The following is a 26,278-nucleotide window of genomic DNA, read 5'->3' on the forward strand; positions in this document are numbered from 1 at the left end:
AAACTAAAGTAGCATTTTTTTGAGTGTTTTGAAAATATTATAATTGATCTAAGTACTTTTACAGACATAAATACATTTTTGTTCTTGAATTTAACTTTTGGTAGTGAGGTTTCTCCGTTTTTTTGTTCTTATATGTGTATTTGCTTTATTGGTAATGAATCAATCTCTTTTTGCGCAAATAGATTCCAGTTATATTGAAAGTAAACGTTCCCAAATTGTTCCGCGTCTTACTGCTGATTTGAAACTCCAAAATATTTCGTTTACAACCAAGATCAGTGATAGTACTTACTTGAAATCAAATTTTAGTGCAGGATCCCGATTCCAGATTGGTGGGGCAATCAGTTATCAATGGATTAATATTGGTTATTCTTTTAGCTTGAATCCGACTAATAGCAAACAAAATCTGGATCTTCGACTACTTGCCACCTATCGACCTTTACAAGTACAGTTTGATTTTTCGTATTTGCGAAATATGGATTATACCCTGATCAGCGGGAATTACTCTGGATTGTAAGATACCTTGATTTCACAGCGTGAAAAAGGGATACGTATTGTAACTGCTAAATTAAAAACGGATTACGTATTTAATTTTCGTAAGTACTCCTACAACGCAGGTTTTTCTCCAAGAACAAGGCAATTGAAAAGTGCGGGTTCTTTTCTGGTGTCTGGAGCAATTGGCAGGGATCGCGTTTCTTTGAGTGATTTGAGCAGTTTGGCTAAACCCCTTTTCGATTCCATTAATGGTTTTAACAATGTGAAGATTAATAGCATTGAGTTGGGAGCTGGCTATGGTCATAATTGGGTAATCGGTCACCATTTGACCTTGGCATTTATTGGCATTCCAAAAGTCGGATTGGATTTTATCAAAGCTAGAAGTTCGATTCCTGAAAAATATTTTTTCACTTTAGGATATGTGAATCATTTCAAATTAGGTGTAGTCTATTCCTATAATCGCTTCTTTACAGGTTTTTCAGCCTATAATTACCTTTCAATCAGTAAAATAAAAAACACGAATTATAGCAATACTTATACAACTCTTAGCCTTTATTGCGGTTGGGTATTTGATGTGAAACGAAAACGAACGGCTAATCCGTAATTGATTGGAGCAAATTATATCTCCGTATGTTCCGGGAAGACCACCGATGATTATTTCTATTGTTTCCAGTATGATTTCCGAATCAGTTTTCACTAGCTGTATCAGTTGACTGTGTTTTTTAATTTCGTCCATGTTGAAATCGCTAATGGTTATCGGACATCTTTTGTTTAAAGTATCGGAAACCGAAGTTGGAGTTATCCCCGAAACCTTTATTCCATCGATATAGAAGTCTCTTCCTCCTCTTACATAAATTGAGGTACCGGAAAGGGGCGTTTGTGCAATCGAATTAGTTGCAGTGAGCAGGAAGAAGGCATAAAATAGAATACGTTTCATAAGTGAATTTTGATAGAGATGGAAATATGTACAGGATTCCATAAATAGAATTAATTCTTCTACTTTTTTCATCGTCAAAAAAGTAGCAAAAAGACTAGGCACGGTAAACCGATTGACCTGTTAGTAGGTTATGACAGAATTTCCCTTAAACTCGTCGTTCCTCCTCAAACAAAAGGGAAATTTATCTGTCATTTTCTGCACAGGTTCCCAATCTTGTTCACCAACGTGCCGTTTTTAGAATTCTTGTAAATCGGACTATTTTTTGCTTCGACTTTTTAAATAGCTTAGTCTATCAATTCCCCTGCTTCTTCAATCAACGATCGCATCAATTCATCAGTTTTTCTGTGTTTCAAAATCGGAGGCAATCTGACCGCTCCAAAAGAAGACCGAGTCGTGTTTGTCCTGTTCCAAAGCAGCTTTTCGTAGTGATGACATAAAAGCTATTTGAAGTGGGAAGGGGAGCATGTCATGTTCTTTTCCTCTTACTTCTTTTGCCAGTTGGGTGGTTATTCCTCTTCCTAATCTTCCAGTATATGCACACGTCAAAATTGTTTGTTTTGCAGCATCTGAAAACAAAGCGTTACGATGTTCCGGTAAAGCTCCAGATTCTTGGGTTGCCAGAAAAGCAGTTCCAATTTGTACGGCATCTGCCCCCAGTGCAAAAGCTGCTGCAATTCCTTTTTCATTGGCAATTCCACCTGCAGCTATGAGGGGTACTTTCACGTTTTCGCGGACCAATTAAGTGAGTACGAACTTCCATCGTCGGAATTGAAAATAAGTAAATTCTTAGATAAAGGTTATATTTAATAGCTTTTAATCCATTATGAAACAGGTACTCTTCCTTTTTACTCTGATCCTGGTTTCGGTTCATTGTTTTTCTCAAAATCCGATTCCCTACGGTTCAAATAAAGCGGTAGGAAAATTCGTGCGTATTAACTGCGTGAACCTCTATTATGAGATTTATGGGACGGGCGAATCTATCCTATTGATTCATGTTAACGGCACAGGAATTGTTTGCTGGGAACCACAGATTGCTCATTTTCGATAAAGTAACTGTTTAGACAAAAGCGACGGTGCAATCTTTCGATAGTTTTATCTTCATTGAAAAGAAAAGGTATTTTTAATTTTTTATTGTTGTCGTGATTACTATATTTACGACAACAATAAAAAGAAATACAATGAGAAAATTAAATTTTGCTTCTCTCCAGGTAAGAGATTTAGAAGCTTCTACAGACTTTTACACAAACAAACTGGGTTTTGAATTGGCCCAAATCACCAATCCAGATGCCCGTGTTTTCAGATACGATAATGGAGAAGCGAGTTTCGCTATTCGGAGACCAATTGGTAATCTGGATGGTAAAGAGTTGGGAGTTGGTGCTTCCCTTTGGTTTTTAATTGATGAAAAGATAGAGGACCTACAGGCAAGACTTACTGAAATGAGCGTCACACTTCTCGGACCGGTTACTGCAACTCCTTTCGGAAAAATAATCGTTGCAAAAGATCCGGATGGCTACAACATTACGTTTTTACAACCTAATTAATTAGAGATATGAACAACAGGGAACCAAAATACTGGGTAATCGTTGCTTCAAAAGATCACGTGAAATCGGGTATTGCATCTGGCTTTGCCCAGGCATGTCACGGGAAAGCGACTCCCTTGAAACGAATGCGTAAAGGCGACTTTATCCTCTATTATTCGGGGAAACAAACCATTGGAAAAACCGATTTGTGTCAGCAGTTTACAGCCATTGGAAAGGTAATTGATGACGAGACCTATCAGTTCGAGGCATCAGAAGACTTTTGTCCATCGAGGCGAAATATTGAATTTCTGCCGGGAAAAGACATCTCTATTTTGCCATTGATCAGCGAACTGGATTTTATCCAAAACAAAAAAAGTTGGGGTTATCCGTTTCGTTTTGGTTTCTTTGAGATCAAACAACACGATTTCAACCTGATTTCATCGCAAATGATAAAAGAAGATGTCTGAAAAAATTGATTTTCATTTCAAAAGTCCGAACGATAGTCCGGGATACCTGCTGGGGCAACTTGTGATTCTCTGGCAAAGAAAACAAAAACGTGTGCTGGATCCGCTGGACCTGACGCAAACACAATTTGTTTTACTTGCTGCACTGGCCTGGCTTTCAAGAGAAAGTGACAGCGTAACCCAGATTGATATTGCCAACCAGGGAAATGCCGACCGAATGATGGTCTCAAAAGTGTTGAGAACACTGGAAGAGAAAAAGTTTGTTACACGTCACGAACATCCGACAGACACTAGAGCGAAAACAATTCGGTTAACAACTGATGGCGAAGAGGTATTCCGGAAAGCACTCATCAGCATAGAAAATGCCGACCTAGAGTTTTTTGCAGAACTGGGAACAGATCTATCCTTCTTCAATTCCAGTATGGTGAAATTGATTGAGGCGAACAAATAACAAGTAATTCAAATCACTTTCAGCTTCTCGTAAACCTGTTCTCGGTAATAAAGCCCGATTGGGATGTTTTTCGTATTGCTGAGCGTTATAATGTGTTGTTCGAGGTATTTGACCTTATGCAGATTAATGAAAAAGGATTTATGAACGCGGATAATGTGGTCGATGTGATTTAAATTTTCTTCAATACCGGTCAGCGTGCCATGAACAATCACTTTCTCCGTTTCGAGGTACAGGCATATATAATTGCGCATTCCTTCAATGTACAGGATCTGTTCTGGATCGATTTTTACCAGTTTCTTGTTGCTCTTTACATAAAAAGGATTATTCCTGTTTTCGTTACCAGCTGGAATGGATTGCTCTTGAATAGTCAAAACATGTTGTGCTTTTTGGACCGCTTTTGAAAAACGTTCCAGCGATATGGGTTTCAATAAATAATCCAGCGCACTTTGGTCAAAAGCATCCAGTGCATATTTATTGTAAGCTGTGGTGTAAATAATTGCAGGCGGATGGTTGAACATGTTTACAAAATCAGTTCCATTGATTTCAGGCATCTTGATATCTAGGAAAATGACGTCGATATTTTTATCCCGGTTCAGAAAACTGATGAGTTCAAATACATTATTGCACACGCCTTCCAGTTTCAGGATTTCAAACTTTGAAATATGATGGATCAGTACTTCCTGGGCTAGTTTTTCATCATCTACTACCAGACATCTTATTTTTCGAGTCATTTCAGAGCAAAATTTTCAAGGTAATTTTAAATAAATTTTCCTGTTTTTCTATGTCAAATGAATGCCGGGAAGGGTAGAGCAAGTTCAGTCTTTTACGAACATTCTGAATTCCGATACCGCCAACTTCAGACTTTTTGGAAACTTTGAAGGTGTTTTCACAGGTAAATACAAGCCGGTTTTCGCTTTTAGCTAGTGATGCATGAATGTAAGAATCACCAACAGTAGAATCCACACCATGTTTGAATGCATTTTCTATCAGCGGCAATAAAAGCATCGGAGCCATTTTAATGCTGTTATCAATACCACTGTGATTGAAAGAAACATTTGCTGTAGCTGGTATTCTTATTTTTTCAATCGCAATGTAAGTGTCAATGATCGCCACTTCATCCAAAATTGGGACTTCGCGTTCCTGTGTTTCATAAAGTGAATAGCGAAGAATATCGGAAAGCTGTAAGATTACAGCTGGAGTTTCATCTGATTTTTTGAGTGACAAGGAGTATAAGCTATTGAGAATATTAAACAGGAAATGAGGACTTATCTGTGATTTCAGGAGGTTGAGTTCAGCAATTGTCTGTTCATTCTGAATGTGTTTTTCTTTTTTTAGCTTCAGCAAAAATTCCCGAATCACATATCCAATAACCAGTATGATCATCAAAATAATGATTGCAGGAAGCGCATCAAAGAAATACTGGAAGTCTTGCAGGAATCCTGGAGCGGAAGAGGTAATGCCTAAAGGAGTGAATTTGCTTAAGTCGTCCGTTTTGTAGTATGTCTGCAGCCAATGCAGGTATTGGCCCAAAATCAATAGACCAGCGAAAAAAGTCGAAATAATTGCAAGGAAATATTTTCCTGTTTTTTTGTCCCTGCGCAACTTTGGCAACAGCACAAAATTATTAACCCAGCCCGGAACAAAAAGCAGGAGATTGTAAAGCAAAACATGACCGAGGGCAACCTCACTGCCACTATTGTTGTCAAGTGCTGCCCAAAAGATCAAACCTGTAAAAAGGATATTCAATAAAAGCCTTACCAGGTTATAGCTGTTGATCACTTTCATTGAAAAACGACTTAAAAACACAAAGTTAGTGATTCTTATCTCTGACAGATTTTTTTTACACCAAACGATTAAAATCAAGGACGAACGTAATCCGGACTTGTAAAAAAATGTTTGTCCCTAATTCATGATGGTAGGTCAAAAAATGAACAAGAGACGGCTTTAACATCGGTTACTTTGCAGTATCATTCAGGCAATTGTGCCATTTTCCATTTAGAACCAATTTAATATGACATCCAAACTTATTTTCCCAGTATTCCTTTTTATGGCTGTTTTCAGCACGAAAGCCCAAAATCTGCACATAGATAAAGTAGATAGTTTGATTACCCTTATTGAAAGCAACAACCGTGGCATTGGCTCGCTAATCATTTGTAAAGACGGAAAAGAAATTTACAATCGTGATTTCGGCCATGCTGCTATTCCGAAACTAAAACGGGATCAGGATACCAAATATCAGGTTGGGTCCATTACCAAAATATACACCGCTGTTTTGATCTTTCAGTTAGTTGAAAAAGGCAAGTTGTCTTTAGACGATAAACTAGAGAAATTCTTTCCTGATATGCCGGGAGCAAGCGAAATTGTGCTGAAACAAATGCTCAATCATACAAGCGGACTGGGCGATTATACCTGGAAGGACGAAAACCCGAAATGGCTTCACAAAAAAGTGAGCGAAAAGCAGATACTGGATGAAATTAAGCATCAGGGATTGGTTTTCAAACCAGGAGAAAAAGAAGAATATTCTAATTCAGCTTACTATTTATTAGCAAAAATCTCAGAAAAGGTATACGGCAAAAATTATGAAGTACTTATTCAGGAACAGATCTGTAAACCGCTTGGATTGAAGAATACGGCATCTGTATTAATGAATCCTGGTAATTTGTATGCATCTTATGAATACACGAAAAATAGCAAATGGGTAAAGACAGAAGATTTTTATTTCCCCAACACTAAAGGAGTGGGAGATATCGTTGCAACACCAAAAGATTTATTGCAGTTCATCCATTCCTTGTTCCGTTATGAATTAATGAAAAAAGAAACCGTAGAGATCATGAAACCATTAGTAGAAAAGCAAGAATACTTTGGAAGAGGTTTGATGCAGATTCCTATGAGAACACAGGTGTTATTTGGACATGGAGGAGATACGAAAGGAACACATTCACTGCTTGGATACAATGAAAAAGACAGTATGTCCATTGCTCTTGTCATCAATGGAGAACGTTACACCCGAAACCAAACCATATTGGGTGTCTTAAGTCTAATGTATGAGGAACCGTTTGATTTTCCAATATTTAAAGAAGTCCAAGTTTCCAAAAATGAAATGGATAAATACTCTGGAACTTACAGTTCTCCGCAACTACCGATTAAAATAGCGGTAAGCAATGATAAGGGAATCCTTTACTTGCAAGGAACGGGACAGTCTATTCTTCCTTTTGAAGCTTATGATACCAATAAGTTCCAGTTTGAAGAGGCTGGTGTGAAAATCGAATTCTTGGCTGATAACAAAACGATGATTTTTCAACAGGGAGGAGCAACCATTGAGATGAAAAAAGAGTAATATAGAATGAGTGACAGTTTTAGATAATTTTAGACTGGTCAGAGAATTCAAAAAAAACAATAATTTAGCACAAACTTCTTTTCATATGAATCGCTTTATTTCCCTTGCAATATTTTATTTTTCAGCCGTGTATATCTTGCATTCACAAGTTTCATCTGCATTAAAAATCATGGATGAAATCAGGGATCCTTGGGAGCATTTTGGAAACAGCGTTGCGATCGATGGTCCGTATGCTGTTGTTGGAGTCTGTAATATGTATTCAACTGATAAGGGCTCTGCTGTTATTTTCGAACGAGATGCAGGAGGTAATTGGAATAAAATCCAAAGGCTAGAACCTTCAGATCTTCAGCCGGGAGATCTTTTTGGCACATATACTGCGATGAGTGGTAATTACATGGTAGTTTCTGCACCTACAGCTGATTCGGTGGGATTAGACAGTACGATTACCTCCGCCGGAGCTGTATATATTTTTGAAAGAGGTTCCAATGGTGTATGGGAACAAGTCTTCAAAATTTGGGCACCGGATGCACAACATTATGACAGATTCGGATGGCAGGTTGGACTTAGTGGAAAGTACCTGGTTTTGGGCTCTTATAATAATTACGATGCAAATGGAATGAACTACAAAAGCGGAGCTGGGGCTGCTTATGTTTATGAGCGTACCGATGGAGGAGAGTGGTTACCAGTTCAGAAGTTAACGGCTTCAGATCGCTCGGATGGAGATTGGTTCACTCAGGTCGCGGTAGACAGTTATACGAAAACTATTGTAGTTGGAGCACCACGGTCATCTAAGAATGCTTCAGGAGCAAATACAATTCAGTCTGCAGGATCAATTTATGTTTTTAAGCGCGATGGATCCGGAAACTGGAATGAGACGCAAAAATTGACTGCTTCAGTACGTCATCAACAAGCTTATTTTGGGACATCAGTGGACGTAAATGGAAGTTGGATCCTAGTAGGTGCTAGTGATGAGCATTATAATGACAATGAAGTTCACAATCCAAACAAGGAAGGAGCAGCTTATTTGTTTGAAGTCAATGGAGCAGGATTATGGACTCAGAAACGGAAAATTGGGAATCCTGACGGATACGATAACGATGATTTCGGGAGGACAGTTTCATTGGATGGAAATTATGCACTTATAGGTTCTGCCGGAGGACTTGATGAAAATGGAGGCAATTTTTTCTTTGAAGCAGGTTGTGCTTATCTCTACGAAAGAAATGGAGCTATCTGGTCACTAAAAAAGAAATTGATTGCACCAGACAGAACTTACCACGATGAGTTCACTTATTCTATCGCAATTTCAGGGGAACAGATTATCATAGGAGCGCCTCAGGAAGCTCAGGAAGAAGTTGTTGGGTACAATAAAGAATATGGAGCAGCCTATATTTTTACCATTTTAAATCCGCTTGAGATGGAAGAGAACGAGCTGTTTTCTGTTAATGCGTACCCGAATCCAACGGATGGAAACCTGACAATCTCTGGTGAAAGATTGTTCACTGAATTGGAGCTCATGGATGTAACAGGAAAGGTGCTTGACAAGACCTCCCTTTCTCCATCAGGAATGATTTCCTATTCGATTAATCAGCCAGAAGGGATTTATTTCTTGAAAATCACAGCTGGAAAATCATCTGTAGTTAAAAAGATTTTGCTGAACTGAATCCAGTTGTTTTTTAGATTTTAAAATCATTAGTAGAATAATCTTATTTTTTGATTCATTTTCACTATGTAACTCCCCATTTTAGTTTATTTCCAAGATTCTGCGTATGACTTGTTCTTCCCGCTCAGCAACTGTTCCTTTTACCGTAATGGTTTCCACCTCAAAATCACTAATCCATTCTTCCAGCAGGTCATTCACCTTTTTTCGGAGCTCAGGGGATTCATTCTCTGGGCAGCCAATCAGATCTGGAATTTCAATGGGAACCAATATGAATAAATCTATATCTGTCATGGCTTCCCGGACTTTCATGTAGAAATTTTTGGAAGCTTCAGGACCGCCTATTACGTAAATGTAAGCCAGCAAATCCAGTGGACATCTGTCAAAAACAACATCGGGTTCATCTATGGAGCTAGCTTCAAGTGCATGGTCCAATTGAAGGATGAAATCTTCCAGCTTAGGCGTTTCAGCAAAGAGCATTCCTTTTTCTTCCAGTTCCTCATAGCGTTCAGGGACAAAAATATAATCATGTAGTGACTCCTGAAGTTTTTCAGCAAGTGTCGTTTTTCCTACTTTATGCGAACCAGTTAATGCAATTTTCATGGGTTTAAATTTTTATTAATCAGTTGATTTTCAGATGTCATTCGTTATATAACGATTTCATAATATCATGAGATTATAATATCTTGATATTAAGTATTGGCGTCTAAATACTCTTAATTCGCTCTTCCTCCAAATCGAGCTGGTACAATTGTTTGCGTATAATATCTTCGTTGATCTTCGGATCTTTATTCAATTCCGTGAGATATTCTCGTTGTACTTCCAACATTTCGACAAAAATAGCCTTTGTTTTATCATTCATCCAACTGTCGTCTGCTGCTTTCGATTTTTCTTCCCAGTGTCGCATAAAGAGTTCCATTCCCGCATGATCCTTTAATTCCGTCTCTTGTTTCTTTTTCAAGTGTTCGTAAACATGTTGTTTCAAGCCTCGTTTCATTTCTTTTCGTGTAGCTTCTTCCGCTTCGTCACTGATGAAATGATCAAATAAGTTCCAGCGTTTAATGAAGTATGGAAGTGTCAATCCTTGAATGACTAATGTGAGCAATATGGCAATGAAAGTAATGAAAAGGATGAGGTTGCGATGAGGAAAAGGCGCGCCATTTAAAGTAATCGGAATTGCCAAAGCTGCAGCTAATGAAACCACACCGCGCATTCCAGTCCAACCAAGCATCAAAGGGAGTAAAAGTCGCTGTCTTTTTCTATTAGTGCCTGTTCTTGGAGCTACACTCGGGCGAAATATTATGGTAGAAATCATGGCTGCGTACGAACTGATTATCCGTGCAAGAATCAAGACTGCTGTAACCAATACGCCGTAACCAATTGCTGTACTTAATGAAATACCATCTGTTCTTAATCCTGCTACAATTTCTGGAAGTTCCAATCCGATGATTAAGAAGACGATTCCATTTAGAATGAAGATGAAGCTTTCCCAGAAACTGAATCCCATGATTCTACTGGCGCTGTTTAGAAAAATTAGCCTTCTGGCCGAAAGGAATAAACCGCCACTTACAACCGCTAATACACCCGAACAATGCAATTGCTCTGCAATCCAATACATGAAATACGGTTCGATCAATGTGAGTGCAATATCTGAAGAAGCAGTTGTTGGTAAACGTTTGTGTGCCTGAACGAAAAGCCAAGCTACGATTAGTCCGATTCCAGTTCCTCCAACAATCATCCAGATAAAACTCAATGCAGCTTCATGCCAAATAAATTGTCCTGAACCGATTGCCAATAAAGCGAATCGAAAAATAATTAAAGAAGAAGCATCGTTGAGTAAACTTTCACCCTCCAAAATTGCAGAAGTCGATTTGGGAATTTTTACAAATTTGGTAATTGCTCCCGTACTGACAGCATCAGGTGGAGAAACGATTCCTCCTAATAAAAAACCAAGTGCAATGGAAAATCCTGGAATGAAGTGATTGGTAACGATTGCGACAGATAAAGCTGTAAAAAACACGACCAAAAAAGCAAAACTGCCAATGATGCGCCACCATTTCCTCATTTCTTTGAATGAAACAGCCCAAGAAGCTTCGAATAAAAGAGGAGGAAGGAAAATGAAAAAGATTAGATCTGGATCAATTTTTACTGCGGGTAATCCTGGAATAAAACTGATCAATAATCCGCCAATCACCAATAAAATGGGATAAGCGATTTTTAGTTTGGCCGCCCACATATTCAGCAGTACAATAACTGCAATCATCGCAAGTAAAAAAGGTAAAATAGTATGCATTGAAATTATCGGTTATTTGTTTTTTAGTCAGTAAATGGGTTTTTAGATTTTCCAATACTAGCAAAAATAGTTGAATTGAAGATTTCATAGACCAACAGTTAAAAAATGTATGACCTTGTGGGCAGTTCGCTTAATTAATACTATATTTCTTGTATCCATTTTTCGTATGTGCAACAGGAGTTTGTATGACGTTATAGTGGAACACTTGATTTGGTAGGTATGTGTTTTTCAGCAAGTGCAAGTTTTATTGCGGGAGCAGCTCTAACGGTTGCGGGAGTCGCTTCCATTAGTCAAGTTCGTAAACCTGTTCATTTGGTATTCGCCTTTATGCCGATACTTTTTGGCCTCCAGCAGTTATTTGAAGGTTTTGTTTGGCTTTCTTTATTGGATGTTGGCTTTTCTAAGTGGCACACATTTTCTAAATACGCTTTTCTCATTTTTGCCCAGATTATTTGGCCATTCTGGATTCCACTTTCGTTTCTTAGTATTGAACGCTTGCCTGAACGTCGGAAAATTATTCGTTATTTTTTATTTGCAGGAATTGCTGTTTCTATGATTCTTACCTGTCGTTTAATCTTCTCTCCAGCTATAGCTCAAATTGACGGATGTCATATCTCGTACAAGATTGGCACAACTACTGTGTTACAGATTGTCACAGGTGTTTTGTACATTGCAGCTATTGTTGTTGCACCGTTTTTTTCTAGTTGGAAAAGAAGCATAAGCCTAGCAGTGGCAAATGTTGTTTCATTAGTCATTACACACTTGTTTTTTGAGGTTTACCTCGTGTCTGTTTGGTGCTTTTTTGCTGCTGTGCAGAGTGTCTTGGTCTTTTTTATCATCAGAGAGATAAAACGCACTTCGGAAACTAGTTAATTGGTGCGAGATAATTTCAATAGAGATGTAAGTTAGTATTTAGCCCATAAATCTTTCGTAAAAGTGGGGGGCTGTAAATTCATAAGTGAAACCACTTTTTTCATAAGTAGAAATCATTCAGATGCCTGTAATTTAGACTTGTCTGCTCGTTGCATGACATTCATCTTAAATCTTGACATATGAAAACTTTGATTCTTACATTGGTTTTTTTAACCTTTAAAAGCATACTCTTTGCACAATGTCCTCTGAATATGGCAAACATTTATTCCTTTAACGTCAATAATGTGCAGTATGAAATTGTTAAGGAAAACCTCAATTGGACTTCAGCTGCTGCTTGCGCAGTTTCTCGAGGTGGAAAATTAGTAGAAATTAACTCTCAGCAGGAACAGGATTCTATTTTCCGCTATGTAAATCTTGCTGGGATTGTAGCTTCTAACACAATTGCTTGGGATGGAGGACAGGCATCTTATTTGTGGATTGGAGGAAACGATTTAGCGTCAGAAGGAAATTGGGTTTGGAATGGAGATAATAATGGAAGTTCTATTCCATTTTGGATAGGAACAGCTTCTGGGGCACCTGTTGGTGGATTGTATTCTAATTGGGGAGATGAACCTGATAATTGGAATCAGCAAGATGCATTGGGTTTTGCTTTCACAGACTGGCCTTTAGGTCTTGCTGGCGAGTGGAATGATATCTTTGCAACAGATCAATTGTATTATATTATTGAGTTTGCAAATACTGCGAAAATCCAAGAAAACCCGACAGAAATTTCGTTTTCAGTATTCCCAAATCCTGCCAATGATGAAATCAATGTGAAACTTCCTGATAATGAAATGGGAACTATTCAAATTACCGATTTACTAGGAAATTGTATATTGGTAACAGAAGTTCAAAACACTATTTCTATTGCTGATCTTCCAAATGGAATTTATTTCCTTACCGTTAGTTCAGGACACAAAGCTTCCACTCAGCTGTTTGTTAAAGAGTAGTAAAGGATTTAATTAACCAGAGATCTGTCGAATTGGGATGGAAAATTGCTTCCTAGCTTTTCGGCGGGCTGGTTTTAATTCTGAGCTACTGATTACTAGGAACTAAAATTCTTTTCCAAATAAAAAATGTTGCTGGAGGAATCTCAATTAATGGAAGGCACTTTGTATCTTTAGACCTCAAGTACCAAATCATGCAAACGAACAATGAAAACAAATCACTTGTAAATGCGGTTCCTCTTCCGCATCCCAATGAACTGTTAATCATTGAATCATTGGATTATTCGAATCCATATGATTATCACGCATTACACCGACACGATTATTTTGAAATTATCCTCATCACAAATGGGGAAGGAAACCAGTTGATTGATTTTGTGAATTATCCAGTGTATGGTGAGCAAATTTCGATGATTTATCCAGGACAGGTTCATCTCATGAATCGGAATACTGCTAACGGACTTCTCATTCAGTTTCGGAAGGATATTTTTGAATATATCTACGCACTGAAACATTTCAACCTCTATCTTTCCAATCCTATTTTCACCTTAGATACGTCAACGTTCAATCATTTATTTGATTTGACAGAATGCATGCGAGCATTGCTTCAAAATGAGAATCTTTCACCACTGAGCAAGCACAAAGCTTATAATTATCTTCAGATTATTCTGATTTCACTTGTCGAATCGCAAGAAAAGTATATTTCAAGGCAGTATTTAGTGACGGAATTTTTATTCCTGATGTCGGAAAATATTTATACCATTCGAAAAGTATCGGAATATTGTGCCTTGTTGAATTGCACAGCTGAAAAACTGAATGAAGTGTGTAAAAAAGCACTAGGTAAGAATGCTCTTCAACTCATTCATGAAGAAGTTTTACTTGAAATTAAGCGGCTTCTGCTTCTAAATCAACTCTCCTTGAAAGAAATTGCTTTTCAGATGAATTTTGACAGTCAAGCAAATTTCAGTGGTTTTATTAAATCACGTACCCAACTTTCACCTTCCGAGCTGCATGCCGAGGTACTGGAAATTTATAAGTGAAACACCTTTTTTCATAACTGCTTATTTGTTTTGTCGTTCTAAATTTAGAATAATTAATTTATTCATTAAAAGTGAAGGCAACACGCTAACAAGACCTCTGCATTATGAAAGCTAAAAATTACATTACCCTACTGTTCATAGTTGCATTCAATCAACTTTTTGCGCAGACGAAATGCGATAGTATTTCATTTAGTCCTGATACCATTTACTTAAACGAATCAACCGATCATTTGGTCTTTGATACAATGCATTGGACTGGAGAAACCGAACTTGGCTTTGCATCAGTATCTTATCAGTTTGATGATACTACGCGCATTGATATCGATGATTCTTATGCTACAAATGGCGCATGGGGACCATATACTTTTGTAAGTCCATTTGGATACAGCGTTATTTATAACATGGCTGGTATTCCAGAAAATACGATTGTGAATGCCTTTCGGACGGTTAATCATCACAGTTTGCAAGCTACTTGTATGAAAGCAGTTACTTTTATAATTAATCCAAGTAGTTCTCTTGGAGTAAAGAATCCAAAAGATCAAACTGATTTCAAACTGTATCCGAATCCTGCTGTTGATAATGTAACAATCGAATGGGAGCAATCGGAGGATAAAGTGTTAATTACTGTAACAGATTTATTGGGAAAGGTTAGAGCAAGTTTATCCAATTTCTCTGGACAAAAAATAACCATTGATACGCGTCCTTTTTCTGAAGGAATGTACCTTGTTTCTGTAAGTAATTCAAAAGGTAGCTTGAAAACACAACAAATTGTTATCGCGAAATAGTAAATGCTAATTGGATTTTTATATTCATCCAAATAGCGAAACAAGCCAATTGATTTCCGTTGATTGGCTTGTTTATGTTTCTTTTAGATTCCAAATGATTTCTCCACCAAATACTTCCAATACCTCTTCGGAACGTGCTGTACATGAAGCTTGGTGTTTTTGCGTCCTGCAATATTCGTGCTCTTGAAATAATCCTTCCAAAGTTCTTGAAAAAGAGTTTCATTTTCACCAAAAGCTTCAGTGGAGACACGATTTTTTGAGAGTAGGGAATTTGGAATGAAATCGACAAATTCGGCAGTTTTCAAGTCGTAATAAATACCATAGGATCTGCGTGAATCAAAAATAAACCATCGTTGATCGGCATAACGATCCCTGAAATGTGAAAGTATCAGTGGAAGAACGTTGAAATCGGGTTCTATAACTGAGAAGTAAATGTCGTCTTTTGTTAACTGGAATCTCACGAAAGCTTCCATGCGGTGCTTTTCACGACCAATTGACTTCACCGCTTGTTGCATTTGTAGCACATGCTCGTTCCCAAAGTTGCTCAGGACGTTTTGCTTTAACTGAATGGCATATTTGACAACACCCAAAATGGTGTCTTCAATCGTTTCTCGCTCACTTAGCCACGCTATCCAAAGTTTACGAACGCCAGATGAATCAAGGATATTGACCAATTTTTTCCAAACCCGAGTTGCTTTTTCTTCATCCGTTACAATGGTACGCACTTCTGCAAACAAGGGTGGAATAGATGTTCCTTCTTTTCGAATGTGAACACTTGACCATTTGTATTCATAAATTTCAAAAATGGTGGTGAGGAATCCTTCGAAACTACCATCGTAAACCAACCAAATCATCCGAAAAGTGAGGTTTGAACACCCCACAAATCACTAAACTTCGATTTTCCAGCTGATAGAACTAGATGTCGCAGGGCTTCTGGTGAATGATCTTTTATTTCCAAGGCAGGATCTTTGCAAACGATGAAATAGCGAGCGCGATTTAGTGAAATACCAAGTTTTCGAAGGTTTTCCCAACCAAGATTTCCAAATTTTCGGGTTGCAACAATTTTTTGTGCCGATCGCACACCAATTCCTGGTACACGGAGAATCATTTCGAGGTCGGCTTTGTTGACATCTAAAGGAAATAGATCCAAATTGCGCAATGCCCATCCGAATTTTGGGTCAATATCTAAATCGAGAAAGGGATTGCTGTCATCCAAAATTTCATGAGCTCCAAAACCATAGAAGCGCATCAACCAATCAGCTTGGTAGAGTCTGTTTTCCCGTAATAACGGTACTTGTGAAGAGAGAGAAGGAAGCCGGTTATCTGCTAAAACAGGAACGTAGCCAGAATAATAGACGCGCTTGAGGTTAAATCCACGGTAAAAACGATCGGCTGTTTGAATAACCTCCAAATCGGATTCATCTGTGGCGCCAATGATTACTTGGGTGCTTTGTCCAGCAGGAGCAAACTTGGGGGTGCTCAGCATCAGTTTTCGGGTATCGTTGAGTGCTGTAATTGTATTTGAAATGTATCCCATCGGCTTCTCCATCGTCGCGAACGTTTTATCTGGAGCAAGTAATTTCAGTCCACGTTCGGTTGGCAGTTCAATGTTTACACTGAGTCGATCTGCGTAAAGACCGGCTTCTTTCATCAGTTCGTCACTTGCACCTGGAATTGTTTTTAAATGAATGTATCCGTTGAATCGATGCTCAAGTCGCAATTTTTTAGCAATACGCACCAAACGTTCCATGGTTGTATCTGCATCCTTAAAAATTCCTGAACTGAGAAATAATCCTTCAATATAATTTCGGCGATAAAACCCAATTGTGAGATCAACAACTTCCTGAACAGTAAAAGCTGCACGTTTTACGTCATTACTTTTCCGAGAAACACAGTAAGCACAATCAAAGATGCAATGATTGGTCAGTAAGATTTTTAAGAGAGAAACGCAACGACCATCTTCGGTAAATGTGTGGCAAATTCCCGAATTTGAGGCATTCCCAAGTCCTTTATCCGTGTTCTTTCGATCACTACCACTGGATGAACACGATACATCATATTTGGCTGAATCTGCCAAAATATTGAGTTTTTCTTGAATACGCTCTTGCATACCGTAAAGATAGGATAAAAATCAAAATGATTAATAATTAATCAAATAACGATTAATAATAAGTTTATTTATGTGGTATTTGATTGAATTTTTTAGCTAAAAATTGATTTTATAGAGGTAAATCGGCCCTTATGCTGGAAATGTAGAAAATAAGTGGAATGAAACGAAGTCTAACCCTTGTTTGAACTCAGCCTTCTGGTTTTCAGCATGAAAATTAGTTAAAGGCGTTTGTGAGTTGGGGTGCAAATAGTGAAATGAAACATGATTTTCAAATTTACGAATATAGGCCTAGACTTTTTGGCTCCACCTTTTTTGGCAATGAAAAAAGGTGGATAGTAAACAATATAGTTACCTCACCAGCGTCACATGTCCATAAATTTCCTTGGATACAACATCGGTGTTAGATGCCATTGTAATCACCCAGTTATACACTCCTGTGGGAGCTTGAATTCCGTTAACTGTTCCATCCCATCCATCTCTGGCCGATTTCCCCGACCAGACTACTTCTCCCCAACGGTTATAAATTGTGAATTCTCTGACTAATCCCAAGTAATCGACAGGTTTGAAAACTGGATTGAACTCGTTACCGTCAGGCGTAAATGCATTGGGAACATAAATAAGATCATCGGGTTTAAAGGCAATTATCTTTTTCTCGTCACTGCAGCCGTCCGAATTTGTGACGGTTAGTGAAACCGTTAATGGCTGAAAAAAATCTACCATCGTATACGTGAATTGCGGCGCTGTAGAAACGAGTAAATCGTTTACTTTCCAGGACCAGTCAGTGATGTTTCCAGTAGATTGGTCTGTAAATATGTTTGGAATGAATGGTTTAATTGGAGTTGGTTCAATGGAGAAATTAGCTATTGGAACAGGAAATGCCTCTGCAAGAATCGCTACTGAATCTTCGACCAAGCAATCGTTTGAACTGATTGCCTTCAATGAAATTGGATAAATTCCAGGCGTTGTATAGGTAAATTCGGCATTTTGTGTGTGAATACTGGTTCCATTTCCCAGATCCCAAATCCACTCCGTAATAGTTGAAGGGCTTATTCCTGTTAATTGAATGGTGAATGGTGCACACCCTGAAGTATCACCAACTAAGTGACTAATCTGTGTTGTATCGGTTGAAATCGTAATGGTATCTGTTGTTGTTAGGCAAGATTCCACTTGGTACTGAACCCAGTATGTTCCTGGTTGGGAAACTTGAAGTGTGGGATTTGTACTGCCATCCGACCACAGATAAGTGGCACCTGGAACATTGGATAAACTGTTCGAAAGTGTGACATTAGTTTCAGGGCATAGTGAAATATCTGGTCCTAGTTCTAATGGAGAAGGCATCAAATACTCTGGATTGTAATACCAAGGCAGTCCGAATGTTGCCGAAGTACCAAGCGAAACCGCATTTTCCACATAACCACAGTTTGTTCCCAGTAATTCAGGATTTGAGATAACTCCAAGAAAATCAACAGCGGGCCAAGCGTTGTAATTAATATAGATTTTATCGTTTGGTGCTATTTGAATTTGACCCATTTCTCCTTGAGATGTTAGGAACTGACCAACAGGGGTTCGTGTAGCAGGAATATTTGGAGCCGTCATATCGTACTGAAAAATACGGTTGTTTGTCATACCTGTTTCACCAGAGTATAAACGATTACCACTTCTTGAAAATTCCAAACCGTAAGGTTGACCAGGAGTAGTAGTAGATGTATACAAATTACTCATTCCCGTTGCAGCTCCCGTTGCTTTATCAAAATCGATGAGCTCTATGCTTCCCATTCCGTTATAAGGTCTGCTCAACGCAATTTTTGTTCCTTGTGGATTTGGTCGCATAATTCCTATTGCTTTTACATCTGGTTGAAGTGAAATTCCAAGATTTGATGATACGGGAGTAGGATTAATTCCTGAAGCACTTACATGATAGGCAAGAAAAAAGTTGTTTGGGTTTGTTCCATGTGTAATAATCCAGGTATCCACACAATTTGCATGCCGCACAGCAGTGATCCATTCGCCGTTGAATGCATTCAATTGAACATTTTTAACGCTTGTGACCTCTCCAAAACCTCCTTGTAAATTCATGTCTACTTCGGAATAAGTGATTCCGTTCACACAACCGCGCTCGATAGCATCTGTTACAACAATATAGTATTTCCCAGGATTTCCAGGTTTCGGAATAATCATGCATTGAGAGCTTTTATGCCCAAGAAGTCCTGTTCCGTTTGGCATGTCTGAGTTAAACATATTCCAAACAGTTGCCCCATCTGTGTAAAATAATTTATTGCCATTTGCATCGCTTATGGAGGCGCATGATTCGATGGAAATCATCGCATTCCCTCCAACTGTAACTGGATTTCCTGAGCTGAAGTTCAAACCACTCCCAAATCCAAAGTACCAATTCATGTGTTGATTTTGGGCGACAAGAGGCAATGTGAAAATGAGAAAACAAATAAACAATAAGGTGTGTTTCATGCAATAATTATCTTTCTTCTTCCTTGAAACGCATTACCACTAACAATAGTTGCCTTTTACAGGAAAATAAGAGGTTATTGAATGTTAGTGTGTTTTCAGTCAAAGAAACATACCTTTCAAATAATAAATTTGTCACTTTGGAGTTTAAGATATACCTTGAATCAAAATTTGAACTATGAAACTTTCATCCACTTTATTACAAGCCATTGCTTTAGGTATTTCAGTAACAGCGGTAACGGCTGCTACAACTTCTTGTGAGAAGCAAAAATTTAAAGAAAATAAGGAACGCAGCACTGATGCTAAATCAGGTTCAAATCCAAACACAACCCCAACAAATCCTACAGATTGTCCGGCTTGTGGAATGGGATAAAATTGATTTCTAATCATTTTTTATGAAACTTTCTCCTTCGTTACTTCAGGCGATTTCCTTTGGTATTGCAATGAGTGCAGTTTCTTCATCTTGTCAGAAAAACGATGTAAATTCAGGAATGACTAAGAAAGAAAAGAAAGAAAACGCACGAAAAGAAAAGGAAAATCCACACAGTTATAAAAATTGTCCAGCCTGCGGAATGGGATGAGCAAAGAGCCTTTAAAAATTCAATCCGGGGTTTCCTGTAATTTGGATAATTCCCTTTTACAAGCAACATTGCCTTTGTTTGCTGCCGAAAAAGTAGAGGCAATCGAGTGGTCTTTTGATACTTTGTATAAAGTGCGCGAGATTCCAGAGTGGTTTGTAGAATTACTTCACGCTTTTGGAAATGAAGGAAGACTCATTGGTCATGGTGTTTATTTCTCACTTTTCTCAGGAAAATGGACTGCCGAACAACAACGATGGCTTGATCATTTGCGGAAAGTTTCATCGAATTTCACCTTCAATCACATTACCGAGCATTTTGGCTTTTTAACTGGCGAAGACTTCCACAAAGGAGCACCAATTTCTGTTCCATACACTACTGAAACGCTCAATATCGGTATCGATCGTTTAAAACGTATTCAGGAAGCATGTTCGTGTCCTGTAGGATTGGAAAATTTGGCGTTTTCTTATTCGCTGGAAGAAGTGCAGCGCCAAGGAGAATTTTTAGAGCGATTAATTGAGCCTGTCAATGGATTTATTATTCTTGACCTACACAATTTGTATTGCCAACTTCAAAATTTTTCACTCGATTTTGAAACACTGATCCAAGCTTATCCACTCGACCGCGTGCGTGAAATCCACATTTCAGGCGGAAGTTGGGAATCATCTGGAATTCATCCGCAACGAACGATTCGCAGAGATACGCACGATGATGCTGTTCCAGAAGCTGTTTTTGAGTTGTTGAAGCAAACACTGCCTTTGTGTAGAAATCTCCAATTTGTAGTGTTGGAACAATTGGGAGTTGCGCTTCACACATTGGAAAGTCAGCAGCAATTCCAAACCGATTTCAATCTCATGCAGTCAATTGTGAATGAATTTAACGCCCAAAATCAATCAATTTCAAACGCCGATTTTTTACCCAAAGAAATCTTTCAGTTGAATGAGCAGATTCCCGAATCAGTGACCTTGCATCAGCAGCAATTGGAATTATCTTCAATCTTGGAACATGCTCCAAACTATGAGGAAGCAACTCGTTTACTCAGCAATTCTTCCTTGGCATATTCTGCTTGGAAAACAGAAGCTTGGTCGCCGTATATGTTGGAAACCGCACTGAGAATTGCTCAGAAGTGGAAGCAGGGCTGGTGATTTCCAGTACACTCAAAAGTTTCACATACCAAACTGCAAAAGAAAGAGTAGTTAAGTAGAGGAAGAACTAATAATCATAAGTACATTCTCCATCACAATTCAGGTATACTTTTCCTTTCGTAATCCATTTCAGCTCTTCTTTCATCCGAACGGTAAATCCCAGTGTGTAAACGTATCCCTTCTCGGGTATTTCTTTCATTCGAAGGATATTGGACTCAAATGGATGATCTCCTAAAAGAACAAGATCGCCTTTTTCATCGAATACATATTTGCCAGTGTAGTTTAAACCAAGTCTCCTGATTGTTCCCTGTTCCAGTCGCGGTGCTTCCACCTCAATGTGGTAGCTTGAATCGGTCCCAAAGCGTATACTGATTGTATTGGTATTCCCCTTCAGGGAGTCGATGTAGTTGCGGATGACTTTTTCACGTCTTTTAAACGTCCCTTCAAATGAAGAGAACGAATAGTCGTTATAGGGAGAAATTTGTTTTTTGAGTAGCTTACGTCGGAATGACCGCTTCTTTCCAGTACCTGGAATGCAATTATTTTCCTGCAGTAGCAGGTATTCGCATTTATCTGGATTGATTCGGTAAAGGACCAGTTTAGGTTTCTTTCTATGTTTGATCACCGCAAAACTCCAGGAATGTGACCAGTCTTTTTCGGCTGCAAGAAATTCAGATTTACTTATTCGCTTCCCATTTGCAGATAAGAACCGGACATTTTTAGTGAGCACATCAGAAAGTTTTCGAATATGATATAGCAGGCTCAGAGTATCTCCGTTTGAAACGATTATTTGAGTGATGCCATGCATGTAATCATTCAAATACTGAATGTTGTAGATTAGCGTTCCTTCATTGTTGAGCACTTTCTTTTCGGAAATGACGTCTCTGCCAGGATCTATAAAATAACTTTCGAAACTCCATGGTTTGCCGTTTGCTTTGTAACTGATGAATCTTATTAAGGTGTCTGAGAAGAACGATTCAGCTGAAATGATTTTACTTTGCTTTGCTTTTTCGCAATCAGCAAAATAATTCACTGCATGATTGAGTGTTGATACTCCTTCCTTTACAATGTACCAACTTTCTTGGATTAGCACTTCGGGTCTTTTAGATTTACAGCTTCTATTCACATACTCAACGTGTAAAATACCGTTAAATAAACTGGAGTCCGATCGGTAGTAAATGGTGTCTTCCACAGGAATAAACCAAGTTCGGCTGGAAAATACGGTTCCATGCACAAATCCTTCCACGTTATTGTGTTCAACAGTGTCCTTTTGAGCTGCAAGCAAAAAAGGAAAAAAGGCCATTAAAAAACAGGTCGTTATTTGTTTCACATGCTATTTTCTGAATTCAGTCACTTGTGCGGATGTAAAATTAGAGAACGTAATAGATGCAATTGGTTACAAGTTCTTATTAACCTGATTTCGAATATTCTTTCGGTTTCAAATCGCATGAAAATAGTATAATTAGACTTAAAAAGGAACTCTCGCTAATGGTGTCTGATTGTTTGTGAGATTGAAAATATGTGCGAAAAATCAATTGTCTTTGAGGATCCCGCTCTGAAAAGAATCGGGGATAGAGTGAGTGTGAGAGCGAGAGAAGAGTGAAAAAAGAAATCGGAACCTTACTACCGTAAAATCCCGATTCTTTTTGTGCGCAATTCGGTTCAAAGTTCGAACCAGCTTTATAGCTCAAATTCTTTTTCCCAATATTCTAAAAGTGAATTTCCATAAACTATTACATCTGTTCCTTGATGTACAGAAACGACAGGACTTAGCGATGTATCTTGAAAAACTACAAGAGCACGATGACCATATAACGGCACAAAACCAACTATCTGATTGGTGTCAAAGCCAGCTTTTGATAAAGGTTCTTTGGTGTAGTTAATAAATTCAAAGATTTCTTCTGTCAGCCACTTGGTTCTCTCATAATCTTGTGGATATATATAGATTATTCTTTCAAATTCATCTTCAATCTCTCCATCTGGATCAATTGAAATTCCGTCACGATCAAAACCATTTATAGTTAACAACATGGATTTATAGTCATCAGGAAATGTAAATCCGAACAACTCTTCCAGCGATTTGATTTCAAATTCATTTAATCCAGGATTCCATTTTGTTCCGGGCTGAATCTGAAACCCATAACAATTGAAATAAAGCGGAATCTTCCTGAATTTTTTCTCTGATCGTTGTTTAAATTTTTTCCAGTCCATGAGGATAATTAAATTTAGGTTAATGACTAAAAAAGCGAATTACTTTCGCAATTCGGTCTAAAAGTAGAACCAGAATGATAAATAAAAATAGGCTGCTATTACTTCACTGTATTCGGAATAGGCCATTCTCCATACTGATCTTCCTTCAACTGTTTTTTTAGAGCGTTCATTTCTTCAGAACTGGATGTATCTAATGGTTCGGGTTTAATTGAATCTGTATTTTTGAGTTTTTGCAAAGCTCTTTTGTATTCCTTGGTGTTTTCTTTTGTAGTAGACTTGGATTCGTTACAACTCATCAATAGAGCTGTAATTAATCCAATAATAATTCCATAGAAGTTGCTTTTCAAAGGATTCATATCATAAAATTAGTACAATTTCAATTACTTGTCAAATTCCCAATCATCCGAAACAACATCCGTGAAAGTTCATCTGCTTTTCCATAAAATTGGGAGAACTCTTCTTCGCTTAGAATAGTTTCATCCCTCAAAAAGTCAAAAACAGCTGCACATTCGAAAGCAGAGCCTCTGGAAATGACAAAGAAGTTTCTCCTATCCGGTTTACTGAATCTGCTGGAACCTTCGGCAATGTTGAGCATTATACTTAACGAAGCTCTCCTCAATTGATTTTTAGAAACGGAATCGATCGTTTTTGAATTTCTTAGAAAAGAATAAACCTCTTTATTGAATTGTTTGGCTTTTTGATAAACATCGAGTTTTTCGAAATCGAACATGAATAGTAGTATTAAGATTACTATTTAAGATAAGAATTCTTTCTGAGATTGAAAAACAGAAACGACAAATTAGTTTTCTATGAGGATCCCGCTCTCAATTCTCACTCCCGCTCTGAAAAGAATCGGGAATAGAGTGAGTGTGAGAGCGAGAGAAGAGTGAAAAAAGAAATCGGAACCTTACTACGTAAAATCCCGATTCTTTTTTGTGCGCAAGTCAGTTCAAAGTTCGAACCGGAATCTCTCTTAAAAGTAAATTAACTCTCAAAATTTGAGAGTATCTGTTTCTCATATTCTTTCCAGTTCATATACCAAATATGGGTTTAACTTCCGATTTACAGCTGTTTTTTTCTATTCGAAAAACAGACTTCATTCTAATGTTTGAATCCCTGTATAAAAGGATTTAATAACCTTTAAAGCATACTCTATCTCCCAATCTTTCTTCGTTGCCCAATCCCGAGCGATTATAGATTGAAATTCACTTTTTAAATTTTGTTCAAGAACGTTAATGATTCTGCTTTCTAAGACTTCTGACTTAGCGAGTATTTTCCGTGCTTTTCTACCCAGTACTTCTGCTGAAATAAGAATTTGATCAAACTCATCTTCACCAAAAATATCATGGTGATATTCAACAATTTCATCAAAGTTATGATCAAAATAATGGTCTATAATTCGAAGGATATCTGACAAATCATTTTCTCGTTCTTCTGGACGGTCGCTCCATGCAACTAACTTGAGGATAATCATTCCAGCCAAAGGTGGAATATTGACTATTTTTTCTTCAATTTCAACCTGCTCCGATTCTTCTAACACCTCTTTGAAACCTAATTAATACATGTAAATCGGAATATCGCTCATTGAATTGTACCGTATCTTGTTCTTCAATTTCTCCAAATGGAAGGATATCTATAGCTACATTGTACTTCTGCGAGAAAAATGTCCAAGGAGCTTTTACTCTATTGAAACCTTTATTCACTAATGTTTCACTTAATTTTTCGTATTGCCCCATTGTAGAAATCATAATGGCAAAATCAATGTCTTTAGTACCTCGGTTTGGTTTAATTCCCTTTTTCAGCAATTCCAAGGCTATTGCACTAGCTCCGATTAAATAATAAGGAATTTTATGATCAATCATGGTTTCATCAATGATCTCAAATACTTCCTTAAAGTAAGGAATTGCAAGCTCTTTATAAGATTGGTTCGATGAATTCATTGTATATTTTTTCTGCTGTTTCTTTATTTCTTTTGCCTCCTGTGAGCATCAACTCCGTATAAATCAAAATCGGTGGAGCTGTATTGTTTTCTGGTTTCCAGAAAATTTCCAGAACTTCCAGTTCTCCATCATTTTTTGGAATGCAATGATAATTTTTTATCAAATCGCTTTGTTTTTCATCCGTGTAAAGAATGAAATGCTCAGGACGTAGATAATTTGTCAATAAATCCGCTGCGGGTTCTCCCCCCCAGACAGTGTGCTGATTATCTAAGTGAATGGTTTGCCAATCTTGTTTTAAAGTGTATTTTCCTTTTAGCAATTTAGGACGTAATTCTGTAGCGTATTCGTTTATCCAACGATCTAACAGCTCTTTTCTGTTCTCCCATACATATTGTTGTTTGTTCAATGGAATTAAATACCCAGTCTCTTTTAATCCATCGATAACTTGTGGAATATTTCCCAAACCAACACCTACTATTTCTGCAATTTCTCGTTGCGTATGATTAATGAGATTTTTGTCGTTTAACAAATGAAAGAGTACTTTCAGTCCTGTTTTGGTAAATGCTCGATTTGCGGTTTCTTTTCTTATTACTTGTGCCTTATTTGTATCTATGAAGTAATAAACACCTTCCCGCTTTAAAAAGATATTGCCATTCGTCTCTAAATAGGCGATTCCTTTTAGTCGAAGCTCCTCCTTAATCCTGGGGAAAATGTGTTCGGCAATGACCATCAAATTTTCGTAACGCATGTGATATGCTTCCAATTGATGTAATTGATGCTGACGGAGTTCTCTCTTTACTTCTAATACATAAGTAAATTGAATGTCATCTAGGTTCAATTGTAGAATTCCATCTAGTGTATCATTCTGCTGAAAAAAACCTTTTATACCTGTATTACGGTATAAATTTTCAAGAGCCTTATGTATGATTTCCTCTTCCATGTTCACAAATATACAACGTTCACGTAACGTGAACAAATAAAATTTGTGAACAAAAT

The 26,278-nt window shown here is 37.8% G+C and carries 28 protein-coding genes and 1 pseudogene; 14 read left to right on the plus strand and 15 right to left on the minus strand.

Annotated features, from left to right (window positions below; translation table 11 throughout):
* Window positions 1-154 precede the first annotated feature (154 nt).
* Window positions 155-1,096, plus strand: a pseudogene (locus FLUTA_RS21860) (DUF4421 family protein).
* 666 nt (window positions 1,097-1,762) lie between these two features.
* Here FLUTA_RS21860 and FLUTA_RS13155 read toward each other — a convergent pair.
* Entirely contained in the window at window positions 1,763-2,152 is a 390-nt protein-coding gene (locus tag FLUTA_RS13155) for a nitronate monooxygenase (RefSeq protein WP_245545446.1), read from the minus strand.
* Window positions 2,153-2,252: 100 nt separating this feature from the next.
* Between FLUTA_RS13155 and FLUTA_RS13160 the strand changes: the two genes are divergently transcribed.
* The 4 genes from FLUTA_RS13160 to FLUTA_RS13175 all read left to right on the plus strand — a co-directional run bounded on the left by FLUTA_RS13160 (window position 2,253) and on the right by FLUTA_RS13175 (window position 3,864).
* A complete protein-coding gene (locus FLUTA_RS13160; RefSeq protein WP_013687374.1) occupies window positions 2,253-2,477 on the plus strand; it encodes an alpha/beta fold hydrolase in 225 nt (74 codons plus the stop codon).
* A 130-nt stretch (window positions 2,478-2,607) separates the two neighbouring features.
* Window positions 2,608-2,970 carry a VOC family protein gene (locus FLUTA_RS13165; RefSeq protein WP_013687375.1) on the plus strand — a complete coding sequence of 121 codons (363 nt, stop codon included), beginning with the start codon at window positions 2,608-2,610 and terminating at the stop codon, window positions 2,968-2,970.
* Window positions 2,971-2,978: 8 nt separating this feature from the next.
* Window positions 2,979-3,416: an EVE domain-containing protein gene (locus tag FLUTA_RS13170; RefSeq protein WP_013687376.1), complete on the plus strand. Its 438-nt coding sequence runs from the start codon at window positions 2,979-2,981 to the stop codon at window positions 3,414-3,416.
* Window positions 3,409-3,864: a MarR family winged helix-turn-helix transcriptional regulator gene (locus tag FLUTA_RS13175; RefSeq protein WP_013687377.1), complete on the plus strand. Its 456-nt coding sequence runs from the start codon at window positions 3,409-3,411 to the stop codon at window positions 3,862-3,864. Before FLUTA_RS13170 ends, FLUTA_RS13175 begins: the two co-directional genes overlap by 8 nt.
* Before the next feature lie 8 nt (window positions 3,865-3,872).
* On the opposite strand, the gene FLUTA_RS13180 is transcribed toward FLUTA_RS13175, so the two are convergent.
* A complete protein-coding gene (locus tag FLUTA_RS13180; RefSeq protein ID WP_013687378.1) occupies window positions 3,873-4,595 on the minus strand; it encodes a LytR/AlgR family response regulator transcription factor in 723 nt (240 codons plus the stop codon).
* 1 nt (window position 4,596) lies between these two features.
* Window positions 4,597-5,649 (minus strand): sensor histidine kinase, encoded by a 1,053-nt coding sequence (locus FLUTA_RS20855; RefSeq protein WP_013687379.1) that lies wholly within the window; start codon window positions 5,647-5,649, stop codon window positions 4,597-4,599.
* Window positions 5,650-5,875: 226 nt separating this feature from the next.
* Between FLUTA_RS20855 and FLUTA_RS13190 the strand changes: the two genes are divergently transcribed.
* Window positions 5,876-7,201: a serine hydrolase domain-containing protein gene (locus FLUTA_RS13190; RefSeq protein ID WP_013687380.1), complete on the plus strand. Its 1,326-nt coding sequence runs from the start codon at window positions 5,876-5,878 to the stop codon at window positions 7,199-7,201.
* An 85-nt stretch (window positions 7,202-7,286) separates the two neighbouring features.
* Complete coding sequence (locus tag FLUTA_RS13195) at window positions 7,287-8,861, plus strand: T9SS type A sorting domain-containing protein (protein WP_148235442.1); 1,575 nt, start codon at window positions 7,287-7,289, stop codon at window positions 8,859-8,861.
* 81 nt (window positions 8,862-8,942) lie between these two features.
* On the opposite strand, the gene FLUTA_RS13200 is transcribed toward FLUTA_RS13195, so the two are convergent.
* Complete coding sequence (locus FLUTA_RS13200; protein WP_013687382.1) at window positions 8,943-9,461, minus strand: AAA family ATPase; 519 nt, start codon at window positions 9,459-9,461, stop codon at window positions 8,943-8,945.
* Between the two features lie 103 nt (window positions 9,462-9,564).
* Window positions 9,565-11,151 (minus strand): Na+/H+ antiporter, encoded by a 1,587-nt coding sequence (locus FLUTA_RS13205; RefSeq protein WP_013687383.1) that lies wholly within the window; start codon window positions 11,149-11,151, stop codon window positions 9,565-9,567.
* Between the two features lie 219 nt (window positions 11,152-11,370).
* Between FLUTA_RS13205 and FLUTA_RS13210 the strand changes: the two genes are divergently transcribed.
* From FLUTA_RS13210 to FLUTA_RS13225, 4 genes are all read left to right on the plus strand, one after another.
* Entirely contained in the window at window positions 11,371-12,024 is a 654-nt protein-coding gene (locus FLUTA_RS13210; RefSeq protein WP_013687384.1) for a DUF6629 family protein, read from the plus strand.
* Window positions 12,025-12,203: 179 nt separating this feature from the next.
* Window positions 12,204-13,013, plus strand: a complete 810-nt coding sequence (locus tag FLUTA_RS13215) for a T9SS type A sorting domain-containing protein (protein WP_013687385.1) — start codon at window positions 12,204-12,206, stop codon at window positions 13,011-13,013.
* Window positions 13,014-13,204: 191 nt separating this feature from the next.
* On the plus strand, window positions 13,205-14,050 hold the full coding sequence (locus tag FLUTA_RS13220; protein ID WP_013687386.1) for a helix-turn-helix domain-containing protein: 846 nt from the start codon (window positions 13,205-13,207) through the stop codon (window positions 14,048-14,050).
* A 104-nt stretch (window positions 14,051-14,154) separates the two neighbouring features.
* Window positions 14,155-14,835 (plus strand): T9SS type A sorting domain-containing protein, encoded by a 681-nt coding sequence (locus FLUTA_RS13225; RefSeq protein WP_013687387.1) that lies wholly within the window; start codon window positions 14,155-14,157, stop codon window positions 14,833-14,835.
* A gap of 83 nt (window positions 14,836-14,918) precedes the next feature.
* Here the strand turns inward: FLUTA_RS13225 and FLUTA_RS13230 are convergent, their stop codons facing one another.
* The 3 genes from FLUTA_RS13230 to FLUTA_RS13240 all read right to left on the minus strand — a co-directional run bounded on the left by FLUTA_RS13230 (window position 14,919) and on the right by FLUTA_RS13240 (window position 19,342).
* Window positions 14,919-15,689, minus strand: a complete 771-nt coding sequence (locus tag FLUTA_RS13230) for a TIGR03915 family putative DNA repair protein (RefSeq protein ID WP_013687388.1) — start codon at window positions 15,687-15,689, stop codon at window positions 14,919-14,921.
* Complete coding sequence (locus tag FLUTA_RS13235) at window positions 15,686-16,945, minus strand: putative DNA modification/repair radical SAM protein (protein WP_013687389.1); 1,260 nt, start codon at window positions 16,943-16,945, stop codon at window positions 15,686-15,688. Before FLUTA_RS13235 ends, FLUTA_RS13230 begins: the two co-directional genes overlap by 4 nt.
* Window positions 16,946-17,293: 348 nt before the next feature.
* A complete protein-coding gene (locus FLUTA_RS13240) occupies window positions 17,294-19,342 on the minus strand; it encodes a T9SS C-terminal target domain-containing protein (protein WP_043023822.1) in 2,049 nt (682 codons plus the stop codon).
* Between the two features lie 244 nt (window positions 19,343-19,586).
* Here FLUTA_RS13240 and FLUTA_RS13245 point away from each other — a divergent pair, with 244 nt between their 5' ends.
* Genes FLUTA_RS13245 through FLUTA_RS13255 form a run of 3 tightly spaced genes read left to right on the plus strand, consistent with a single transcriptional unit; the run spans window position 19,587 to window position 21,131 of the window.
* Entirely contained in the window at window positions 19,587-19,781 is a 195-nt protein-coding gene (locus FLUTA_RS13245; RefSeq protein WP_013687391.1) for a chryseobasin-related MNIO class RiPP peptide, read from the plus strand.
* Window positions 19,782-19,803: 22 nt separating this feature from the next.
* Complete coding sequence (locus FLUTA_RS13250) at window positions 19,804-19,989, plus strand: chryseobasin-related MNIO class RiPP peptide (protein ID WP_013687392.1); 186 nt, start codon at window positions 19,804-19,806, stop codon at window positions 19,987-19,989.
* Window positions 19,986-21,131: a multinuclear nonheme iron-dependent oxidase gene (locus tag FLUTA_RS13255; protein WP_013687393.1), complete on the plus strand. Its 1,146-nt coding sequence runs from the start codon at window positions 19,986-19,988 to the stop codon at window positions 21,129-21,131. Before FLUTA_RS13250 ends, FLUTA_RS13255 begins: the two co-directional genes overlap by 4 nt.
* A 67-nt stretch (window positions 21,132-21,198) precedes the next feature.
* On the opposite strand, the gene FLUTA_RS13260 is transcribed toward FLUTA_RS13255, so the two are convergent.
* The 7 genes from FLUTA_RS13260 to FLUTA_RS13290 form a co-directional block, all read right to left on the minus strand.
* Window positions 21,199-22,461 carry a hypothetical protein gene (locus tag FLUTA_RS13260; protein ID WP_148235443.1) on the minus strand — a complete coding sequence of 421 codons (1,263 nt, stop codon included), beginning with the start codon at window positions 22,459-22,461 and terminating at the stop codon, window positions 21,199-21,201.
* A gap of 350 nt (window positions 22,462-22,811) precedes the next feature.
* Window positions 22,812-23,342 carry an SMI1/KNR4 family protein gene (locus FLUTA_RS13265; RefSeq protein ID WP_013687395.1) on the minus strand — a complete coding sequence of 177 codons (531 nt, stop codon included), beginning with the start codon at window positions 23,340-23,342 and terminating at the stop codon, window positions 22,812-22,814.
* A gap of 98 nt (window positions 23,343-23,440) precedes the next feature.
* Window positions 23,441-23,698, minus strand: coding sequence for a hypothetical protein (locus FLUTA_RS13270; protein ID WP_013687396.1), 258 nt, complete (start codon window positions 23,696-23,698; stop codon window positions 23,441-23,443).
* A 20-nt stretch (window positions 23,699-23,718) separates the two neighbouring features.
* Entirely contained in the window at window positions 23,719-24,072 is a 354-nt protein-coding gene (locus FLUTA_RS13275) for a four helix bundle protein (RefSeq protein WP_013687397.1), read from the minus strand.
* Between the two features lie 366 nt (window positions 24,073-24,438).
* Window positions 24,439-24,882, minus strand: coding sequence for a hypothetical protein (locus FLUTA_RS21730; protein WP_043023823.1), 444 nt, complete (start codon window positions 24,880-24,882; stop codon window positions 24,439-24,441).
* Window positions 24,857-25,282 carry a hypothetical protein gene (locus tag FLUTA_RS21735; RefSeq protein WP_043023824.1) on the minus strand — a complete coding sequence of 142 codons (426 nt, stop codon included), beginning with the start codon at window positions 25,280-25,282 and terminating at the stop codon, window positions 24,857-24,859. The genes FLUTA_RS21730 and FLUTA_RS21735 overlap by 26 nt, the downstream gene beginning before the upstream one ends.
* Entirely contained in the window at window positions 25,257-26,222 is a 966-nt protein-coding gene (locus FLUTA_RS13290; RefSeq protein ID WP_013687398.1) for a type IV toxin-antitoxin system AbiEi family antitoxin, read from the minus strand. The genes FLUTA_RS21735 and FLUTA_RS13290 overlap by 26 nt, the downstream gene beginning before the upstream one ends.
* Between the last annotated feature and the right edge of the window lie 56 nt (window positions 26,223-26,278).

The sequence above is a fragment of the Fluviicola taffensis DSM 16823 genome (genome assembly GCF_000194605.1).
Taxonomy (GTDB): domain Bacteria; phylum Bacteroidota; class Bacteroidia; order Flavobacteriales_D; family Crocinitomicaceae; genus Fluviicola; species Fluviicola taffensis.

What these genes read in the sequence shown, in the direction of transcription:
- FLUTA_RS13160 (WP_013687374.1), top strand. Translation starts at nt 2,253, where the DNA reads ATGAAACAGGTACTCTTCCTTTTTACTCTGATCCTGGTTTCGGTTCAT.
- FLUTA_RS13165 (WP_013687375.1), top strand. Translation starts at nt 2,608, where the DNA reads ATGAGAAAATTAAATTTTGCTTCTCTCCAGGTAAGAGATTTAGAAGCT.
- FLUTA_RS13170 (WP_013687376.1), top strand. Translation starts at nt 2,979, where the DNA reads ATGAACAACAGGGAACCAAAATACTGGGTAATCGTTGCTTCAAAAGAT.
- FLUTA_RS13175 (WP_013687377.1), top strand. Translation starts at nt 3,409, where the DNA reads ATGTCTGAAAAAATTGATTTTCATTTCAAAAGTCCGAACGATAGTCCG.
- FLUTA_RS13180 (WP_013687378.1), bottom strand. Translation starts at nt 4,595, where the DNA reads ATGACTCGAAAAATAAGATGTCTGGTAGTAGATGATGAAAAACTAGCC.
- FLUTA_RS20855 (WP_013687379.1), bottom strand. Translation starts at nt 5,649, where the DNA reads ATGAAAGTGATCAACAGCTATAACCTGGTAAGGCTTTTATTGAATATC.
- FLUTA_RS13190 (WP_013687380.1), top strand. Translation starts at nt 5,876, where the DNA reads ATGACATCCAAACTTATTTTCCCAGTATTCCTTTTTATGGCTGTTTTC.
- FLUTA_RS13195 (WP_148235442.1), top strand. Translation starts at nt 7,287, where the DNA reads ATGAATCGCTTTATTTCCCTTGCAATATTTTATTTTTCAGCCGTGTAT.
- FLUTA_RS13200 (WP_013687382.1), bottom strand. Translation starts at nt 9,461, where the DNA reads ATGAAAATTGCATTAACTGGTTCGCATAAAGTAGGAAAAACGACACTT.
- FLUTA_RS13205 (WP_013687383.1), bottom strand. Translation starts at nt 11,151, where the DNA reads ATGCATACTATTTTACCTTTTTTACTTGCGATGATTGCAGTTATTGTA.
- FLUTA_RS13210 (WP_013687384.1), top strand. Translation starts at nt 11,371, where the DNA reads ATGTGTTTTTCAGCAAGTGCAAGTTTTATTGCGGGAGCAGCTCTAACG.
- FLUTA_RS13215 (WP_013687385.1), top strand. Translation starts at nt 12,204, where the DNA reads ATGAAAACTTTGATTCTTACATTGGTTTTTTTAACCTTTAAAAGCATA.
- FLUTA_RS13220 (WP_013687386.1), top strand. Translation starts at nt 13,205, where the DNA reads ATGCAAACGAACAATGAAAACAAATCACTTGTAAATGCGGTTCCTCTT.
- FLUTA_RS13225 (WP_013687387.1), top strand. Translation starts at nt 14,155, where the DNA reads ATGAAAGCTAAAAATTACATTACCCTACTGTTCATAGTTGCATTCAAT.
- FLUTA_RS13230 (WP_013687388.1), bottom strand. Translation starts at nt 15,689, where the DNA reads ATGATTTGGTTGGTTTACGATGGTAGTTTCGAAGGATTCCTCACCACC.
- FLUTA_RS13235 (WP_013687389.1), bottom strand. Translation starts at nt 16,945, where the DNA reads ATGCAAGAGCGTATTCAAGAAAAACTCAATATTTTGGCAGATTCAGCC.
- FLUTA_RS13240 (WP_043023822.1), bottom strand. Translation starts at nt 19,342, where the DNA reads ATGAATTGGTACTTTGGATTTGGGAGTGGTTTGAACTTCAGCTCAGGA.
- FLUTA_RS13245 (WP_013687391.1), top strand. Translation starts at nt 19,587, where the DNA reads ATGAAACTTTCATCCACTTTATTACAAGCCATTGCTTTAGGTATTTCA.
- FLUTA_RS13250 (WP_013687392.1), top strand. Translation starts at nt 19,804, where the DNA reads ATGAAACTTTCTCCTTCGTTACTTCAGGCGATTTCCTTTGGTATTGCA.
- FLUTA_RS13255 (WP_013687393.1), top strand. Translation starts at nt 19,986, where the DNA reads ATGAGCAAAGAGCCTTTAAAAATTCAATCCGGGGTTTCCTGTAATTTG.
- FLUTA_RS13265 (WP_013687395.1), bottom strand. Translation starts at nt 23,342, where the DNA reads ATGGACTGGAAAAAATTTAAACAACGATCAGAGAAAAAATTCAGGAAG.
- FLUTA_RS13270 (WP_013687396.1), bottom strand. Translation starts at nt 23,698, where the DNA reads ATGAATCCTTTGAAAAGCAACTTCTATGGAATTATTATTGGATTAATT.
- FLUTA_RS13275 (WP_013687397.1), bottom strand. Translation starts at nt 24,072, where the DNA reads ATGTTCGATTTCGAAAAACTCGATGTTTATCAAAAAGCCAAACAATTC.
- FLUTA_RS21735 (WP_043023824.1), bottom strand. Translation starts at nt 25,282, where the DNA reads ATGAATTCATCGAACCAATCTTATAAAGAGCTTGCAATTCCTTACTTT.
- FLUTA_RS13290 (WP_013687398.1), bottom strand. Translation starts at nt 26,222, where the DNA reads ATGGAAGAGGAAATCATACATAAGGCTCTTGAAAATTTATACCGTAAT.